This window comes from Micromonospora sp. SYSU B005, assembly GCF_055362685.1.
The window spans coordinates 294,463-311,061 of record NZ_JAXCFU010000008.1 but is presented as its reverse complement, the minus strand read 5'-3'; the positions used below and the strand labels follow the sequence as shown (position 1 = coordinate 311,061).

Annotated in this window: 16 protein-coding genes; 7 read left to right on the top strand and 9 right to left on the bottom strand. The window is 72.5% G+C overall.

From position 1 onward, the window contains the following. Window positions 1-146: 146 nt before the first annotated feature. The 5 genes from SM452_RS20390 to SM452_RS20370 all read right to left on the bottom strand — a co-directional run bounded on the left by SM452_RS20390 (window position 147) and on the right by SM452_RS20370 (window position 6,704). Window positions 147-656 carry a GNAT family N-acetyltransferase gene (locus SM452_RS20390; RefSeq protein WP_262012499.1) on the bottom strand — a complete coding sequence of 170 codons (510 nt, stop codon included), beginning with the start codon at window positions 654-656 and terminating at the stop codon, window positions 147-149. Then, on the bottom strand, window positions 653-1,582 hold the full coding sequence (locus tag SM452_RS20385) for a ribonuclease Z (protein WP_262012498.1): 930 nt from the start codon (window positions 1,580-1,582) through the stop codon (window positions 653-655). The genes SM452_RS20390 and SM452_RS20385 overlap by 4 nt, the downstream gene beginning before the upstream one ends. Before the next feature lie 309 nt (window positions 1,583-1,891). Continuing rightward, the gene (locus SM452_RS20380; protein ID WP_262012497.1) at window positions 1,892-3,076 is read right to left on the bottom strand and encodes an osmoprotectant NAGGN system M42 family peptidase; all 1,185 of its coding nucleotides are present in this window, start codon (window positions 3,074-3,076) and stop codon (window positions 1,892-1,894) included. Beyond that, window positions 3,073-4,911, bottom strand: a complete 1,839-nt coding sequence (ngg, locus tag SM452_RS20375) for an N-acetylglutaminylglutamine synthetase (RefSeq protein WP_463840498.1) — start codon at window positions 4,909-4,911, stop codon at window positions 3,073-3,075. The genes SM452_RS20380 and ngg overlap by 4 nt, the downstream gene beginning before the upstream one ends. Window positions 4,912-4,913: 2 nt before the next feature. Next, window positions 4,914-6,704: an N-acetylglutaminylglutamine amidotransferase gene (locus SM452_RS20370; RefSeq protein WP_463840497.1), complete on the bottom strand. Its 1,791-nt coding sequence runs from the start codon at window positions 6,702-6,704 to the stop codon at window positions 4,914-4,916. Window positions 6,705-7,021: 317 nt separating this feature from the next. Between SM452_RS20370 and SM452_RS20365 the strand changes: the two genes are divergently transcribed. Next, window positions 7,022-7,525 carry a hypothetical protein gene (locus tag SM452_RS20365; protein ID WP_463840496.1) on the top strand — a complete coding sequence of 168 codons (504 nt, stop codon included), beginning with the start codon at window positions 7,022-7,024 and terminating at the stop codon, window positions 7,523-7,525. 111 nt (window positions 7,526-7,636) lie between these two features. Here the strand turns inward: SM452_RS20365 and msrA are convergent, their stop codons facing one another. Further along, window positions 7,637-8,296 carry a peptide-methionine (S)-S-oxide reductase MsrA gene (msrA, locus tag SM452_RS20360; protein WP_463840495.1) on the bottom strand — a complete coding sequence of 220 codons (660 nt, stop codon included), beginning with the start codon at window positions 8,294-8,296 and terminating at the stop codon, window positions 7,637-7,639. Window positions 8,297-8,372: 76 nt separating this feature from the next. Further along, complete coding sequence (locus SM452_RS20355; protein ID WP_463840494.1) at window positions 8,373-8,786, bottom strand: HIT family protein; 414 nt, start codon at window positions 8,784-8,786, stop codon at window positions 8,373-8,375. Between the two features lie 181 nt (window positions 8,787-8,967). Here SM452_RS20355 and SM452_RS20350 point away from each other — a divergent pair, with 181 nt between their 5' ends. The 4 genes from SM452_RS20350 to ilvA all read left to right on the top strand — a co-directional run bounded on the left by SM452_RS20350 (window position 8,968) and on the right by ilvA (window position 13,692). Further along, window positions 8,968-10,110, top strand: a complete 1,143-nt coding sequence (locus SM452_RS20350; RefSeq protein ID WP_463840493.1) for a cystathionine gamma-synthase — start codon at window positions 8,968-8,970, stop codon at window positions 10,108-10,110. A 16-nt stretch (window positions 10,111-10,126) separates the two neighbouring features. Next, window positions 10,127-11,539, top strand: a complete 1,413-nt coding sequence (locus SM452_RS20345) for an amidase (RefSeq protein ID WP_355506595.1) — start codon at window positions 10,127-10,129, stop codon at window positions 11,537-11,539. Window positions 11,540-11,686: 147 nt separating this feature from the next. Then, complete coding sequence (locus SM452_RS20340) at window positions 11,687-12,475, top strand: DUF4328 domain-containing protein (RefSeq protein WP_463840492.1); 789 nt, start codon at window positions 11,687-11,689, stop codon at window positions 12,473-12,475. Then, entirely contained in the window at window positions 12,472-13,692 is a 1,221-nt protein-coding gene (ilvA, locus tag SM452_RS20335) for a threonine ammonia-lyase (RefSeq protein ID WP_194798525.1), read from the top strand. The genes SM452_RS20340 and ilvA overlap by 4 nt, the downstream gene beginning before the upstream one ends. Window positions 13,693-13,865: 173 nt before the next feature. Here the strand turns inward: ilvA and greA are convergent, their stop codons facing one another. Together greA and SM452_RS20325 are read right to left on the bottom strand one after the other, a co-directional pair. Beyond that, on the bottom strand, window positions 13,866-14,366 hold the full coding sequence (gene greA, locus SM452_RS20330; RefSeq protein ID WP_018787521.1) for a transcription elongation factor GreA: 501 nt from the start codon (window positions 14,364-14,366) through the stop codon (window positions 13,866-13,868). Between the two features lie 145 nt (window positions 14,367-14,511). Then, window positions 14,512-14,946, bottom strand: a complete 435-nt coding sequence (locus SM452_RS20325; RefSeq protein ID WP_262012489.1) for a DUF4307 domain-containing protein — start codon at window positions 14,944-14,946, stop codon at window positions 14,512-14,514. 242 nt (window positions 14,947-15,188) lie between these two features. Here SM452_RS20325 and mca point away from each other — a divergent pair, with 242 nt between their 5' ends. Together mca and SM452_RS20315 are read left to right on the top strand one after the other, a co-directional pair. Next, complete coding sequence (gene mca / locus SM452_RS20320) at window positions 15,189-16,070, top strand: mycothiol conjugate amidase Mca (RefSeq protein WP_260026532.1); 882 nt, start codon at window positions 15,189-15,191, stop codon at window positions 16,068-16,070. Between the two features lie 48 nt (window positions 16,071-16,118). Then, window positions 16,119-16,403: a hypothetical protein gene (locus SM452_RS20315; RefSeq protein ID WP_355506588.1), complete on the top strand. Its 285-nt coding sequence runs from the start codon at window positions 16,119-16,121 to the stop codon at window positions 16,401-16,403. Window positions 16,404-16,599: the final 196 nt, after the last annotated feature.

Genomic DNA, 16,599 nt, shown 5'->3' with positions numbered 1-16,599 from the left:
TTACCTGGGCCATGATCCACGTCATGGTCACCCGCCTGGCCCGACACACGAAACCGGCCCAGGCAACCCACACCTGAGCCGGAATCTCAAACACTCACTAAGAGGGGGCCCTTCCTCTACCGGAGGCGTTAAGAAGGGGCCCTTCCTTACAAGCGGCGGGAGTAGCGGAGCTGGGGGACCAGCACCCGGCCGATGTGCTCGTCCCGCTGCTCACCGGTGGCGGTCCAGCCGCCGCGCTCGTAGAACCGGCGCGCGGCGGCGTTGTCCCGCAGCACCCACAGCACCGCGCGCGTCCATCCCCGGGCCCGCATCGCGTCCAGCGCGTCCACCATCAGCGCCCGGCCGGTGCCCCGGCCCCGCTCGGACGGCTCCAGGTGGATCGCGTTGAGCAGCCCGGTCGCTGGGTCGCCCTCGTCGTCGGGCCCGAGGTAGCTGAAGCCCACCAGCCGCCCGTCCCGCTCGGCCACCGTCATCCGGTGGTCGGCGCCCTCCCAGGTCAGCCGCTCCACCCAGTAGCGGCCCATCGCCTCGGGCGTCGGGTCGGCCAGCGCCTCGGGCGGCAGGAACGACGAGTACGCCGCCACCCGTGAACGCTGGTGCAGGGCGCCGACCGCCATCAGGTCGGCCTCGGTCGCGGAACGTAGGGAGATCGTCACCCGGGCGACGGTACCCGTCGGGGCGGCACCTGTACCGTCTGAAGATCCTCGGCGATCACCAGATCACCGGAGAAGTGCTCGCGGGCCTCGTCGTGGAAGCGGCGCGGATCGGCGTACCGCTGGGAGAAGTGGGTGAGCACGAGCGTCCGTACCCCCGACTCGGCCGCCACCCGCGCGGCCTGGCCGGCGGTGAGGTGGCCGACCTCGGCGGCGAGTGCCGCCTCCGACTCCAGGAACGTCGACTCGATCACCAGCAGGTCGGCGTGCTCGGCCAGCGCGTACACGCCGTCGCAGAGCCCGGTGTCCATCACGAACGCGAACCGCTGCCCCGGGCGGGTCACGCTCACCTCGTCCCGGGTCACGCGGCGCCCGTCGCGGTCCAGGTGGCCGTCGCGCAGCAGCTGCCCCACGTCCGGACCGGCGATGCCGTACGCGGCCAGCCGCTCCGGCAGCATCCGGCAGCCGTCCGGCTCGACCAGCCGGTACCCGTACGTCTCGATCGGGTGCCGCAGCCGGCGGGCCTCCAGCGTGCCGACGCCCAGCGTGATCCGCTGCCCGTCGGTGTCGATCGGCTCGACTGCCAGTTCGGCGGTCTCGTAGAAGCTGGACGCGTGGCGCAGCCGGGCGAAGTACTCGGCGCCGCCGGCCGGGAAGTGCACCGCCACCGGACGCGGTACGCGGTCCAGCGAGAGGCGCTGGATCATGCCGGGCAGGCCGAGGCAGTGATCGCCGTGGAAGTGGGTGACGCAGATCCGGGTCAGGTCGGTGGCGGTGATCCCGGTGTGCAGCATCTGGCGCTGGCTGCCCTCGCCCGGGTCGAAGAGGATCACCTCGTCGTCCCAGCGCAGCAGGTAGCCGTTGTGGTTGCGTTGCCGGGTCGGGGCCTGGCTTGCCGTACCGAGCACCACCAGCTCACGCATGGACACGGCATCCTCCGGAAGGCAAAAAGCGACCCCCGGGGCTTCCGCGCTCGCGCGCGGGCCGGCTGGACTGGGCCGGCACCCCGGGGGTCGGGTGGCTGTCGTGGTTTCGCCGCACCGCTGCCACACGGTCTCGACGATCCTGCAGGTGCTCGCCTCGCGGCGGGCGAGTTTTCACTGTCGAGGACAGCGGCTAGCGGACAGCCACCTCACGAGTCCGATTGCTATACAAGTCTGGACCACCTCCTTTCCCGTGTACCGCCACGCTATCCACTTCGCGGCGGCCGCGGCAACGGATTTCGATCACAGGCCCGGTCAGTCCAGGCCGATCGGGCCCTCGCGCGGGCCGTCCTCGTTCGCCGGCTGCACGGCCAGCGACGGGAAGTCGGCCAGGTCGCCCTCCGGCTCGGCGTCCCACTCCGGGAAGACCAGCGGGCTCTGGAGGTAGAGGCAGAGCAGCTGGGTGAGCTGGTGCAGGCCGTCGAGGTGGGTGCGCTCGTGGCCGTGGGTGGCGTCCACGCCGAACCCGAGCAGCGCCACCCGGGCGTGCGCCCCGGCCTCGACCGCGGCGGCCACGTCCGAGCGGTAGTAGTCGAACACGTCCCGGACCAGGTCGACGCCGTGCTCCTTGGCGATCGAGGCGAGGTTGCGGGTCAGGTGGTAGTCGAACGGGCCGACGCCGTCGCCCATCGCCAGCGTGGCGGCGGTCTCGCGGGACTGCTGGCCCGGCGCGACCACCGCCGCGTCCACCGAGACGATCTCCGCGACGTCCGGGTCCAGGCCGTGGCTGGCGCCGTGGCCGATCTCCTCGGTGACGGTGACCAGCAGGTGCGCGGTGACCGCCGGGGTGATCCCGGCGTCGACCATCGCCTTGAACGCGGTCAGCACCGCCGCCACGCCCGCCTTGTCGTCCAGGTGCCGGGACTTGACGTACCCGTTCGGGGTGATCGTCGGGTTGGGCAGGAACGCGACGAAGTCCCCGGCGTCGATGCCGAGCGCCCGCAGCCCTGCCTCGTCGTGCACGGGCTCGTCCACCCGCACCTCGACCAGCTCCCAGCCGACGCCCTGGAGGTCGACCGCCTCGTTGTAGCGGTGGCCGCTCGCCTTCAGCGGCAGCACCTGGCCGGTGACGACCCGCTCCAGGTCGTCGGTGAAGATCCGCACGTGGGCGCCCTCGGCGAAGCGGGCGCTGTGCGTACCGATCGGGTTGACCTCCAGCCGGCCGTTCTCCTTGAGCCGCTTCACCATGCCGCCGATGGTGTCGGTGTGCACCACCACGGCCCGGTCTGCGCCGGTCGACCGGGGGCCGGGCAGACAGGCGCTCAGCGCCCCGCGACGGGTCAGCGTGGAGCTGATCCCGATCGCGGAGAGCCGCTCGCCCACGTACTGCTGGATGTGGTCGGTGCGCCCCGACGGGCTGGGGATCTCCAGCAGCTCCACCAGCACCTGGCGGAGGTAGTCGAGGTCGAGCTTGAGCGGTTGGGGCTTGCGTGCGGTCATGCCCCAGAGCCTGCCGCACCGGCCGGCGACCAGAGTCGCTGCGGTGCCCGGGTACCCGGGAAGAGCAGGTCGACGAAGCGCTCGGCGGTGGGCTGCGGCTCGTGGTTGGCCAGTCCGGGGCGCTCGTTCGCCTCGATGAACACGTGTTCCGGCTGGTCCGGGGCGGGGACCAGCAGGTCCAGCCCGGTGACCGGGATGTCCAGCGCCCGGCTCGCCGTGACGCACGCCTCGGCGATCGACGGGTGCAGCTCGGCTGTCACGTCGTGGATCGTGCCGCCGGTGTGCAGGTTGGCCGTCCGCCGGACCGCCAGCACCTCGCCCTCCGGCAGCACGTCGTGCATCCGGTACCCGGCCTCCGCCACCACCTCGCGGGTCATGTCGTCGACCGGGATGCGGGACTCGCCGCCGGTGGCGGCGGCCCGGCGGCGGCTCTGCCGTTCGATCAGCTCGGTGATGTCGTGCACGCCGTCGCCGGTGATCTGCGCCGGCCGGCGGACCGCGGCGGCGACCACCTCGTGGTCGATCACCACGACCCGCAGGTCCTCGCCCGCGCGCAGCTCCTCGATCAGCACGTCCGGGCAGAACCGGCGGGCCAGCTCGACGGCGGCGGTCAGGGCCTCCGGCGTACGCACGCCGACGGTGATGCCGTTGCCCTGCTCGCCGCGCGCCGGCTTGACCACCACCGGGCCCACGTCGTTCAGGAACGCGACGTCGTCGGGCTCACCGGTGGCGGTGCGGCCGCGCGGCACGGACAGCCCCGCCTCGGTGAGGATGCGCCGGGTCACCCGCTTGTCGTCGCAGCGGCTCATCGCCACCGCCGAGGTCAGCTCCGACAGCGACTCGCGGGTGTGGATGGTCCGGCCGCCGGTGGTCAGTTTCAGCTCACCCCAGTGCGGGTCGGTCACCTCCACCCGGATGCCGCGCCGCATCGCCTCGTCCGCGACGATCTTCGCGTACGGGTTCAGCTCGTCGTACCCCTGCGGCATCGCGGGCAGGAACAGGCGCTCGTTGATCGGGTTCTTCCGCTTCACGCAGAGCGTGCCGGTGCGGTGGAAGCCGAGGCGCTCGTACAGCCGGATCGCACCCGAGTTCTCGGCCAGCACGGACAGGTCCACGAACGCCCGGCCGCGCCCGTCGAGCCGGTCGGCGAGCGCGGTGAGCAGCGCCTGGCCGGTGCCGGGCGGGGCGGTGTTGAAGTCCACGGTCAGGCACCACAGGCTGGCGCCGTTCTCCGGGTCGCCGAACACCGCGACGTGGTCCACGCCGGTGATGGTGCCGACCACCTCACCGGTGGCGTCCTCGGCCACCAGGTGCAGGAACCGGTCCGTGCCGGCGTTGTCCACCAGCACCTCGACCGGGGCGGTGACCATGCCGTTGCGCGCGTAGATCCGGTTCACCGCCTCGGCGTCGGCGGCGTCACGCAGCGGCCGGACGGTCAGCCCGGGCACCTCGCCGCCCTCGGTGGCGGCGGGCCGCTTCGCACCCAGCGGCAGCCGGTAGGTCAGCGACGGGTCGATGAACAGCTCGTCCGGCAGCCGGGACACCAGCACGTGCGGGTCGCGCAGGTAGATGCAGATGTCCCGGGCGCCGACCGCCTCGGAGCGCAGCACGTCGGCCACGTGGACCTGGTCGTCGAACGTCTGCCCGAACACGAGCCGGCCCCAGCCGCAGTCGAGCACCACGCCGCTGGCGTCGGTGGACGCGGTCTCCGGCTGCCGCGGCTCCGGCGTACCCGGGGCGACCGGGTCACCGCCGGGACCGGTCCGTTCCCGGCGGCGCCCCAGCACCCGTTCCCGGTCGGTACGCGCCGTTCCGGTGGCGAGGGTGTCGGTCATGGTCAGTCGATTCCGTGGCTCTGGAGCCACATTTCCAGGAGTCCCAGTTGCCACAGCTTGTTTCCGTTCAACGGGGTCAGTTCGGCGTTCGGGTCGGCGAGCAGCGCGTCGACGTAGTCGGCGCGGAACAGGTCACGACGCCGTGCCTCGGGCGCGGTCAGCGCGTCGCGTACCCGGTCGAGGAGCTTGCCCTCCAGGTGGGTGAGGCCGGGCACCGGGAAGTAGCCCTTGGGCCGGTCGATGACCTCGTGCGGCAGGACCCGCCGGCCGATCTCCTTGAGCACGCCCTTGCCGCCCTGCGCCAGCTTCAGCTCCGGCGGGCAGCTCGCGGCCAGCTCGACGAACTCGTGGTCGAGGAACGGCACCCGGGCCTCCAGCCCGTGCGCCATGGTCATGTTGTCGACCCGCTTGACCGGGTCGTCGGTCAGCATGACCTGGGTGTCGATCCGCAGGCCCGCGTCGACGGCGGTCTGCGCCCCGGCGCGGCCCAGGTGCGCGGCCACGAACTCCCGCGCCGGGTCGCCGTCGGCCAGCCACGCCGGGTTGAGCACCCGGGCCAGTCCGGCCGCGTCGCGGTCGAAGAACGCCTTCGCGTACGTCTCGAGCGCCTGCTCCCGGTCCACCCCGGCGAGCGGCGGGTACCAGTGGTAGCCGCCCAGGATCTCGTCCGCGCCCTGGCCGGACTGGACCACCTTGACGTGCTTCGCGACCTCCTGGCTGAGCAGCCAGAACGCCACGCAGTCGTGGCTGACCATCGGCTCGCTCATGGCCGCGACGGCGGCCTCCAGCGGCGGCAGCAGGTCGCCGGTGGGCACCCGGATCTGGTGGTGGTCGGTGCCGAACGTCTTCGCCACCAGGTCGGAGTAGACGAACTCGTCGCCCTCCCGGCCGCCGACCGCGTCGAAGCCGATGGAGAACGTGGCCAGGCCGGAGCGGGCCTGCCCCTCACCCGCCAGCAGCGCGACCACCAGGCTGGAGTCGAGGCCGCCGGAGAGCAGCACGCCCACCGGTACGTCGGCCACCATGCGGCGGCGTACCGCGGTGGTCAGCGATTCGAGCAGCGCGTCCTGCCAGTCCCGCTCGGACCAGCCGGTCCGCTCGGCGGCGCGGCCGAAGGTCGGATCCCAGTACACCCGCTCGCGGGTGGAGCCGTCCGCCTCGTACACCCGGACCGTGGCCGGCGGCAGCTTGGTGACGCCGGTCAGGATGGTGCGCGGCGGCGGCACGATGCTGTGGAAGCTCAGGTAGTGGGCGAGCGCCACCCGGTCGATGGTGGTGTCGACGCCGCCACCGGCGAGCAGCGCCGGCAGGGTCGAGGCGAACCGCACCACGCCGGGGCTCTCGGCCAGGTAGAGCGGCTTGATGCCGAGCCGGTCCCGGGCCAGCACCAGGCGGCCGGTGTCGCGCTCGCTGATCGCCACCGCGAACATGCCGACCAGGTGGTCGACGAAGTCGAGGCCCCACTCGGCGTACGCCTTGATCACGACCTCGCTGTCCCCGGCGGAGAAGAACCGGTGGCCCTTGGCCTGCAGCTCGGCGCGCAGCTCCCGATAGTTGTAGATGCAGCCGTTGAAGACACCGGTGAGCCCGGCGGCGGCGTCCACGATGGGTTGGCCGCTCGCCGCGGACAAGTCGATGATCTTCAGGCGCCGGTGTCCCAGCGCGGTCGGGCCCTGCGACCAGACGCCGCTGTCGTCGGGCCCTCGGTCACTCATCGTGGCCGCCATCCGCTCCACGGCCGAGACATCGGCACGTGAACCGTCACGGCGGAACTCTCCCGCAAGTCCGCACATACGAGCCAATGCTGCCAGAGGTTGTTTCGGTTCGCCTGTTGAGACGATGACGAACGTGTGACAGGTTGCTACCATGCGCCGTCACGCAGCGTGGCTGCCGCGTGCAGCGGGGCTTCCTGCCCGCCACGGCGCGGGTGCCGGAAATCCGGCCCGTGCCGGGTGTGAGGAAGACCGCAAACCCGTCCACGGCGAGGCCGGAGCCACGATCTCGGAGTGGTGCCTGTGATGGCGGTTTTGCGACGTTGGCGAGGTGCCACAACTCCAAGATCGGTGGCGGGTCCGGCCGTCCGGCGCGCGGCCGTGACACACTGCTTGCCATGTTGAGCTGGCTGAGTACCGGGTGGGGAAAACTGGCGTATCTCGTCAGCCTGGTGATCTGCGCCGGACTCGGCGGTCTCCTGTTCGGGTTGGACCGCGGGATTCTGCTCGGAGCTGCCGCCTTGAACCTGGCGCTGGGCGTGGTCGCGCTGGTCGGCCTGATCAGGACCAGCGGGAAAGGCTCGGCCACGGACGAGGGTGGTACCCGGGAACCCGAGCCCGATTGGCTCTCCGTGGGTGAGGTCGAGGTACGCGTCACCGGGAGGCGCCAGCCTTATCTCGCCCGATTCGCGACTGTTGCGCCGCCCGTCGACGCAATGAGTCGTGAGGAGCGGCAGATCGCGGCGACGCTGAGGTTCCTCGGCATGCCCGAGGCGACGGTCATGAAGCTCGACAGCGGAGCCGACGGCGCCGGCGAGGTAGCCGGCCGTCAGATCGTGGAGATCCCCGAACTGGCGATCCGGGACGCGGGCCGGGCCTCGGGCCTCGGCCGTAATCGGTAGGGGACTGGCTGCGGTAGCAGTCGGCCCCGAAGAGGGGCGAACCTGCAAGGCCGCCGGTCCGAAGCCCGGTGGCCCTGCAAGCCGAATCGATCCGCTCAGCCGCCGACGAGGTCAGGCCGTCTTGGCCACGCCCACCGGGCAGGTCATGCCGTTCGGGCCGTGGTTGCAGTAGCCGTTCGGGTTCTTCGTCGGAGCCAGGTACTGCTGGTGGTAGTCCTCGGCGAAGTAGTAGTCGCCGAGCGGGGCGATCTCGGTGGTGATCTCACCCTTGCCGGCCCGGGCCACGATCGGCGCGAACGCGTCCCGCGACGCCTTCGCGACGGCGGCCTGCTCGTCGGTGGTGGTGTAGATCGCCGAGCGGTACTGGGTGCCCACGTCGTTGCCCTGGCGCATGCCCTGGGTCGGGTCGTGGTTCTCCCAGAAGACCTTCAGCAGGTCCTCGTAGGCGATCTGCGACGGGTCGTAGACCACCTGGACCACCTCGGCGTGCCCGGTCATGCCCGAGCAGACCTCCTCGTACGTCGGGTTGGTGGTGTACCCGCCCGCGTAGCCGGCAGACGTGGTGATCACGCCGGGGAGGGTCCAGAACAGCCGCTCGGCACCCCAGAAGCAGCCCATGCCGAAGACGGCGACCTGCGCGCCCTCGGGGAAGGGGCCCTTCAACGTCGACGGAAGCACCTCGTGCCGGTCGGCGATCGGCATCGCAATCGGACGGCCGGGCAGGGCCTGGTCAGGAGAGATCATTTCAGCCTTCATGCGGCGGAGGAACACGGTGGGACTCCTCTCTTGGCTTTCCCAGCGTGTGCAACAGCGTCGCCCCCCGGTTCCTTACCCGCCCACGGAGACCTCAGGCCAGCGCCGCCGAGATCCGCCCGGCGAAGTCCTCGGCCTCGGCGTCGTCCGCGTAGCGGGTGCGCGGCCAGAAGAAGCCGCGCAGCCCGTCGCCCTTGGTCCGGGGCACCACGTGAGTGTGCAGGTGCGGGACGGACTGGGACACCCGGTTGTTCATCGCCACGAACGTCCCACCGGCCCCCAGACCGGTCTCCACCGCCACGGTCATCCGTTGCACCAGCCGGAAGTAGCCGGGCAGTGCCTCGGGCGGCAGGTCGGTCAGGGTGACCAGGTGCGTGCGGGGCACGACCAGCACGTGGCCCTTGAACACCGGCCGGGTGTCCAGGAACGCGACCCCGTCCGGCTCGTCGATGACCCGGAAGGCCGGCACCTCGCCCGCCACGATCCCGCAGAACACACACCCGCTCATCTCTCCCACCCTAGGCCCGACCCGCCCGCCCCACCTCCGGGCGAGCGTTGATCATGAGGTTGGCTGCGACAAATCGGACAGCTGGCGCCGCTAACCTCATGATCAGCGAGAAAGCCCTCGCGGTTGTGACTCGCGCCGGGTTGCCGGAAGCGGGACCGGGCGGGGGGCTAACGTCTGCGGCATGAGGCACGGCTTCGAGACACTCGCCATCCACGCCGGTCAGGCCCCGGAGGCCCGCACCGGCGCGGTGATCCCGCCGATCTACCAGACCAGCACCTACGCGCAGGACGCCGTCGGCGCGCCGCGTGAGGGCTACGAGTACAGCCGCTCCGGCAACCCCACCCGGGACGCGCTCCAGGAGTGCCTGGCCGCGCTGGAGGGCGGCCAGGTGGGGCTCGCCTTCGCCAGCGGCCTGGCCGCCGAGGACGCGCTGCTGCGTACCGTCTGCAAGCCGGGCGACCACGTGGTGATCCCGGACGACGCGTACGGCGGCACGTACCGGCTGTTCGCCAAGGTGGCCGAGCGCTGGGGCCTGGCGTACACCCCGGCGAAGGTCTCCGACCCGGACGCCGTGCGGGCGGCGATCCGCCCGGGCGCCACCCGGATCGTCTGGGTGGAGACGCCGACCAACCCGCTGCTCGGCATCGCCGACATCGCCGCGCTCGCCGCGGTGGCGCACGACGCCGGCGCGCTGCTGGTGGTCGACAACACGTTCGCCTCGCCGTACCTCCAGCAGCCGATCGCGTTCGGCGCGGACGTGGTGGTCCACTCCACCACCAAGTACGTCGGCGGACACTCCGACGTGGTCGGCGGCGCGCTCGTCGCGGCGGACCGCGCGCTCGGCGAGGAGCTGCGCTACCACCAGAACGCGATGGGCGCGGTCAACGGGCCGTTCGACGCCTGGCTCACCCTGCGCGGCATCAAGACCCTCGGGGTACGGATGGACCGGCACTGCGACAACGCCGAGCGGATCGCGGCCTACCTGGACGGACACGCCAAGGTCGCCCAGGTCGTCTACCCGGGCCTGCCCTCGCACCCCGGCCACGAGGTGGCCGCCAAGCAGATGCGCCGGTTCGGCGGCATGATCTCGTTCCGTGCGGCGGGCGGCGAGGAGCACGCCGTGGAGATCTGCAACCGGGCCCGGTTGTTCGTGCTCGCCGAGTCGCTGGGCGGCGTCGAGTCCCTGATCGAGCATCCGGGCCGGATGACACACGCAAGCGCTGCGGGCTCGCCGCTTGAAGTTCCCGGCGATCTCGTGCGACTGTCTGTCGGCATCGAGACGGTCGACGACCTGCTCGCCGATCTGGAGCAGGCCCTGGGCTGACCGCTGGTTGGGGAGGGTGGCAGTGCCGGACATCTTGCCGACGACCTGGGTCGGGACGACCGCGAAACAGATCGCCCGGGCGGTACGCCGTGGCGACGTCTCCGCCACCCAGGTCGTCGCCGACCACCTGGACCACGTCGCCCGGGTGGATCCCGAGCTGGGCGCGTTCCGCGCGGTGCGCGGCGGTGAGGCGATCACCGAGGCGGAGAAGGTCGACGAGCAGGAGGAACTGGCGAACCTGCCGCTCGCCGGGGTGCCGGTGGCGGTCAAGGAGAACACGCCGGTGGCCGGCCTGCCCACCTGGAACGGGTCGGCCGCGATGCGTACGCAGGTGGCGGAGGCCGACCACGAGGTGGTCCGGCGGCTGCGCGGCGCGGGCGCGGTGATCCTCGGTGTGACCCGGATGCCGGAGCTGGGCCTGTGGGCGCTCACCGACGACGACACCGCTGTCACCCGCAACCCGTGGGATCCGGCGCGTACCCCCGGTGGTTCGTCCGGCGGCGCGGCCGCCGCGGTGGCCGCCGGGCTGGTGCCGATGGCCCACGGCAACGACGGTCTCGGGTCGATCCGCATCCCGGCGGCCTGCTGCGGCCTGGTCGGGCTCAAGCCCGGCCGGGGCGTGGTGCCCTGCCAGCTCGGCGCGGACGACTGGTTCGGCCTCACCGAGCACGGCATGCTGACCAGCACCGTCGCCGACGCGGTGGTGGGTTTCTCGGTGCTGGCCGGCCGCCGGCCGGACAAGCTGGTCCCGCCGGAGCGGCTGCGGGTGGGCGTCTCGCTGCGCTCGCCGGTGCGTGGCGTCTCGCCGGACGCGCCGAACCGGGACGCGGTCGCCGCCGCCGGCCGGTTGCTGGCCGCGGCCGGTCACGACACCGTGCCCGCCGATCCGGTCTACCCGACCCGGCTCGGGCTCCAGGGCATCGCCACCTGGTTCGCGGCGGCCGCCGCCGACGTGCGCGCCGCCGGGGTGGCGCCGCGTCAGCTCCAGCGCCGCAGCCGCCGGCACGTCACGCTCGGCGAGTGGGCGCAGCGCCGGGGGTACGTGCGGGAGGCCGACCGGGCCGCCTGGCGCGAACGGTCGGTGCACTTCTTCGCGGACAACTCGATCGACCTGCTGCTCACCCCGGCGCTGGCCGGGCCGCCGCCGGAGGCCGCCGGCTGGTCCGGCCGCTCCTGGCTGGCGAACATGTCGACGAACATCAGGTACGCCCCGTACGCGGCGCCGTGGAACATCGCCGGGCTGCCGTCGATCGTGGTGCCGGTCGGCCGCCGCCCGGACGGGCTGCCGGTCGGTGTGCAGTTGGTCGGGCCGCCCGGCTCCGAACTGCTGCTGCTCGGGGTGGCCGGCCAGTTCGAGATGCAGGCGCCGTGGGCCCGGCACGCCCCCGGCTACCCCCGCGTCGGAACGGGGTCGCCGGCCACCGCGTGATCGTTTAGCGTGTGCGCACCCTGTCGCGCACACCATCTCGGACGGTCCCCGATGAACTGCCAGACCTGCGGGGACCCCACGTCCCCGGCCTATGAGGAGTGCCGGCGCTGCGGCACCCGAGTCGGTCAGCCCGCCGTGAGCCCCGGCGTGCCCACGTACGGCGTGCTCGGCCTGGCCGTGGCCGGCGCGTTCGCGGTCGGTGCCGCCACCCTGTGCTACCTGCTCACCGCCCTGTTCCCGCTCGTGGGTGTGCAGATGGCCCGCTCGGCCGCCGAGCAGCTCGACCGGGACGTGCTGCTCGGCGCGGTGCTGGCCGAGGTGCTGTTCTCGCTGCCGTACCTGCTCGCCCTGCTGACCGCCGGGACGCTCGTGGTGATCTGGACCTGGCGGGCGCGCAAGAACCTGGACGCCTTCCCGGGCGCGGTGCCGAACCTGAGCCCGGCGTGGGCGATCGCCGGGTGGCTGGTGCCGCTGGTCAACCTCGTGGTGCCGGCCCGGGTGCTCGCCGACCTGCTCCGCAACAGCGTGTGGCAGCGCCGTCAGTCGTGGCTGGTCGGGGTGTGGTGGGTGAGCTGGCTGGTGTTCCTGATCGGTGACCGGTTCGTCGCGCGGGCCGAGCAGCAGCGCTACGACCGGCTGACCGAGCTGCCCCGCAACGACGCGGAGTTCGCCACGTACGTGCGCTTCTACGAGGACGCGCTCGCACCCCGGCTGGTGCCGGCGGTGGCCTGCCTGGTCGCCGGGATCGCGTTCGTCGTGCTGATCCGCCGGATCTCCGCCGCCCAGCAGGACCGGCTCTCCCGGGCCGTGCCCGCGTGGCCGGGGCAGCCGGTCTGGCCCGGCCACGCGGGCTGGCCCGCGCCCGCCGCGCCGATGCCGGTTGCGCCGACGTCGCCGCAGGTTCCGCCCACCCCGGGTGGCACGATCGGGGCATGACGGAACTGGTCGGCCTCGCCGACGTGCAGGCCGCGCGGGAACTGCTCGCCGGTGTCACCCGCACCACCCCGCTGGAGCCGTCCCGGCCGCTCAGCGCCGCGCTCGGCGGGCCGGTCTGGCTCAAGTGCGAGAACCTCCAGCGCGCCGGGTCGTACAAGGTGCGCGGCGCGTACGTGCGGATCTCCCGGCTCTCGGCCGAGGAGCGGGCCCGCGGCGTGGTCGCGGCGAGCGCCGGCAACCACGCCCAGGGGGTGGCGCTCGCCGCCGGGCTGGTCGGCGCGCACGCCACCGTCTTCATGCCGGTCAACGCGCCGCTGCCGAAGGTCGCCGCGACAAAGGGGTACGGCGCGCAGATCGAGCTGGTCGGCAACACGGTGGACGAGTCGCTCGTCGCGGCGCAGACGTTCGCCGAGCGGACCGGGGCGGTGTTCATCCACCCGTTCGACCACGCCGACGTGATCGCCGGGCAGGGCACCGTGGCGCTGGAGATCCTGGAACAGTGCCCGGAGGTGCGCACCATCGTGACCGGGGTGGGCGGCGGCGGGCTCGTCTCCGGCATGGCGGTGGCGGCCAAGGCGCTGCGTCCCGACGTACGCGTGATCGGGGTCCAGGCGGCGAGCGCCGCCGCCTTCCCGCCCTCGCTGCGGGCCGGCGAGCCGCTGCGGCTGCCCTCGTTCGCGACGATCGCCGACGGCATCGCCGTGGGCCGTCCGGGCGAGCTGACCTTCACCCATGTCCGCAAGCTGGTCGACGACGTGGTCACGGTCTCGGAGGAGGACATCTCCCGGGCGCTGCTGATGCTGCTGGAACGCGGCAAGCAGGTGGTCGAGCCGGCCGGTGCGGTCGGTGTGGCGGCGCTGCTGGCCGGCGCGGTGGAGGTGACCGCGCCGGTGGTCGCGGTGCTCTCCGGCGGCAACATCGACCCGTTGCTCATGCTCCGGGTGATCGAGCACGGCCTGGCGGCGGCGGGGCGGTTCCTGCGGATCACCGTGCGCTGCACGGACCGGCCCGGCCAGCTCGCCTCCCTGCTCGGCGAGATCGCCGAGCACCGGGCCAACGTGGTGGACGTGGTGCACCAGCGCGCCAACCCGCACCTGCGCCTCGGCGAGGTGGAGGTGGCGCTGTCCGTGGAGACCCGCGGGGTGGAGCACTCGGACACGCTGATCAGCGCGCTGCGGGCCAGCGGCTACCAGGTGGTCTTCACCGGCGAGGGCTGAGCCCTCCCGGCGGCACGGGCGCCCGCGGCGGATCGCGAACGTCACAGCGGAACGCGAACGCCCCGGCCGGATGATCCGGTCGGGGCGTTCGGGTGTGCGGCTCGGGTCCGAGGAGGGCCTGTCAGCCTCGGTCGGGTTCGGGACCCGAGCCATCCGGCGCGGGTCCGGAGGGGTCAGCCGCTGTACGGCTCGAAGGAGACGATGGTCACCTTGATATCGGCGCCGCTGGGCGCCGTGTAGGTGCAGGTCTGCCCCGCCTTGCCGCCGAGGATGGCCTTGCCGAGCGCGGACTCGGGGCTGTAGACCGTGAGGTCGGTGGTGGAGGCGATCTCCCGGGAGCCGAGCAGGAAGGTCTCGCTGTCGTCGGCGTCGTCGTCGAAGTAGATCTTCACGACCATGCCCGGCGACACCGCGTCGGCGTCCGGCGCCTCGCCGACCTTGGCGGTGCGCAGCAGCTCCTTGAGGTAGAGAATGCGGCCCTCGGCCTTGCCCTGCTCCTCGCGGGCGGCGTGGTAGCCGCCGTTCTCCCGCAGGTCGCCCTCCTCGCGCCGGGCGTTGATCTCGGCGGCGATGACCGGCCGGTTGGCGATCAGCTCGTCGAGCTCGGCCTGCAGACGGTCGTAGGCGTCCTGGGACAGCCAGGTGGCGGGCGCCTCGTTTCCATTTGTGGACACAGGCGGTCTCCTCGATTGGTGCGGACTGGCTGACAGGTGAACTTGCAAGGCTACCAGTGCGGGTCGCGTCGAGGTGTGATCAATCACCCCGGGTGCCGGCGGCGGGACCGGGGTGCGGTGGCCGGCGACTCGCCGGCGGCCCGGCTCAGCCGGCGGGCCGGCAGCGCAGGACCTCGCCGATGAACGGCCGGGCGCTCGTGGGCACCTCCTGCCGGGTCCGGATGTGGCGCTGGCCGGGCTCCGCGGTCACGGTGGCCTCGGCGCTGCCCACCTGGGCCCCGTCGTGGGAGCGGGCCCGCAGCAGACAGGTGGCGGAGCCACCCGGCGGCACGGTGACCCGGAAGTCGACGACCACCCGGGAGTCGGTGATGTCGGAGTAGCTGATCATCTCGCCCTGGTACTCCGGGTCGCCGTACTGGTAGTAGAGCTTCGCCGCGCCCAGCCCGAGGACGGCGAGCATGACCGTCACCGTCAGGGCGAGCAGGACCGGCCGGCGGCGCCCCGGCTCCCGGCGGCGGCCGTAGCGGCCCGGCGGGAAGACCGGTGCCTTCGCGGCGACTGTGGCGTGCGTCTCGCTCACCGGCGGGTATCTCCTGGCGTTGTTGTCGGCGGCATCGGCAAGAATGGCTAGGTCCATCTTCCCAGCCCGGCGCTGAGTCAAGGATGGCAGGTCGGCCTGGACCGGCGGGCGTGGCCCTGGCCACTCCGGTGGCGGCCCCCGACCGGCCGTCACGGGGGCTTTCGCGGGCGCGGGGGAGATTCCGGCAGGTCAGCCGGTCGGCCCGGGGGTCGGTCGGCGGGCACAGACGAGGAGCGCCGAAGGTGGCAGAACAGCTGCGTCTCATGGCGGTGCACGCCCATCCCGACGACGAGTCGAGCAAGGGCGCCGCCACCATGGCGAAATACGTCGCCGAGGGGGTGGACGTCCTGGTCGTCACCGCCACCGGTGGCGAGCGGGGCAGTGTGCTCAACCCCAAGATGGACCGCCCCGACGTCTGGGCGAACATCGGTGACATCCGGCGGGCCGAGATGGACGCCGCCCGGGCCATCCTCGGCGTCGAGCAGGCGTGGCTCGGCTTCGTCGACTCCGGGCTGCCCGAGGGCGACCCGCTGCCGCCGCTGCCGGAGGGCTGCTTCGCCCTCCAGGACGTGGACGTCGCCGCCGCGCCGCTGGTGCGCCTGATGCGGCAGTTCCGCCCGCACGTCGTCACCACGTACGACGAGGAGGGCGGCTACCCGCACCCCGACCACATCATGACCCACAAGGTCACCGTGGCGGCGTTCGACGCGGCCGGTGACCCGGACCGCCACCCCGAGCTGGGCGAGCCGTGGCAGCCGCTGAAGCTCTACTACGACGTGGGCTTCTCCCGCGCCAAGATCATGAGCCTGCACGAGGCGGTGCTCGCCGCCGGGCTCGAGTCGCCGTACGGCGACTGGATGAAGCGCTGGGACGAGCGCCCCGACAAGGGCGCCCGGATCACCACCCGGGTCGAGTGCGCCGACTACTTCCCGGTCCGCGACGACGCGCTGCGCGCGCACGCCACCCAGATCGACCCGGACGGCTTCTGGTTCCAGGTCCCGATGGAGTTGCAGAAGCGCGCCTGGCCGACGGAGGACTTCCAACTCGCCCGCTCGCTGGTCGACAGCCCGCTGCCCGAGTCCGACCTGTTCGCCGGCGTACGAGAGGCGTGCCGTGCCCACTGACCCGGCCGGGGTCTACCCTGGTGCTCAGTCGCACATCGGAGGAACACCATGCTGACCACCGTCGAGGTGCTCGCGCAGAACAACTTCGGTGACACCCGTACGGGTGGTCTGGCCGGTCCGATGGGCCTGTTCCTCATCGTCGCGCTGGCCACCGTCACCGTCCTGCTGATCCGCAACATGAACGCCCGGCTGCGCCGGCTGCCCGACCGCTTCCCCCAGCAGGGCACCCCGGGCCGGGCCGATTCCGCAGTCGCCGATCCGACAGACGGGCTCGTCGAGCAGGATTCACCGACGAACGCCTCCAACGGCTCCCAGCAGGGTCGCAACAGCTGAACACCGCGTGAATCACGTCGAAGCCGGTCGTCGCCCCCTGTTGCGACCACCGGCTTTGGCTTAGCCTTCCGCCGGGGGGACCGTCAGGCCCCGGACCCTGCGCGGAAGGGGGACGCCGATGTCGATGGCAGCACCGGCCCCCGACCATGCCCCGGCCCGACGCGTCGACGGGGCGGCCCCGTGACCACCGAGCCGG

Coding starts and splice junctions, on each gene's coding strand:
- SM452_RS20315 (WP_355506588.1), top strand. CDS start 16,119: ATGCTGACCACCGTCGAGGTGCTCGCGCAGAACAACTTCGGTGACACC.
- SM452_RS20380 (WP_262012497.1), bottom strand. CDS start 3,076: ATGACCGCACGCAAGCCCCAACCGCTCAAGCTCGACCTCGACTACCTC.
- ilvA (WP_194798525.1), top strand. CDS start 12,472: ATGACGGAACTGGTCGGCCTCGCCGACGTGCAGGCCGCGCGGGAACTG.
- ngg (WP_463840498.1), bottom strand. CDS start 4,911: ATGACCGACACCCTCGCCACCGGAACGGCGCGTACCGACCGGGAACGG.
- SM452_RS20355 (WP_463840494.1), bottom strand. CDS start 8,786: ATGAGCGGGTGTGTGTTCTGCGGGATCGTGGCGGGCGAGGTGCCGGCC.
- SM452_RS20365 (WP_463840496.1), top strand. CDS start 7,022: ATGTTGAGCTGGCTGAGTACCGGGTGGGGAAAACTGGCGTATCTCGTC.
- SM452_RS20350 (WP_463840493.1), top strand. CDS start 8,968: ATGAGGCACGGCTTCGAGACACTCGCCATCCACGCCGGTCAGGCCCCG.
- SM452_RS20370 (WP_463840497.1), bottom strand. CDS start 6,704: ATGTGCGGACTTGCGGGAGAGTTCCGCCGTGACGGTTCACGTGCCGAT.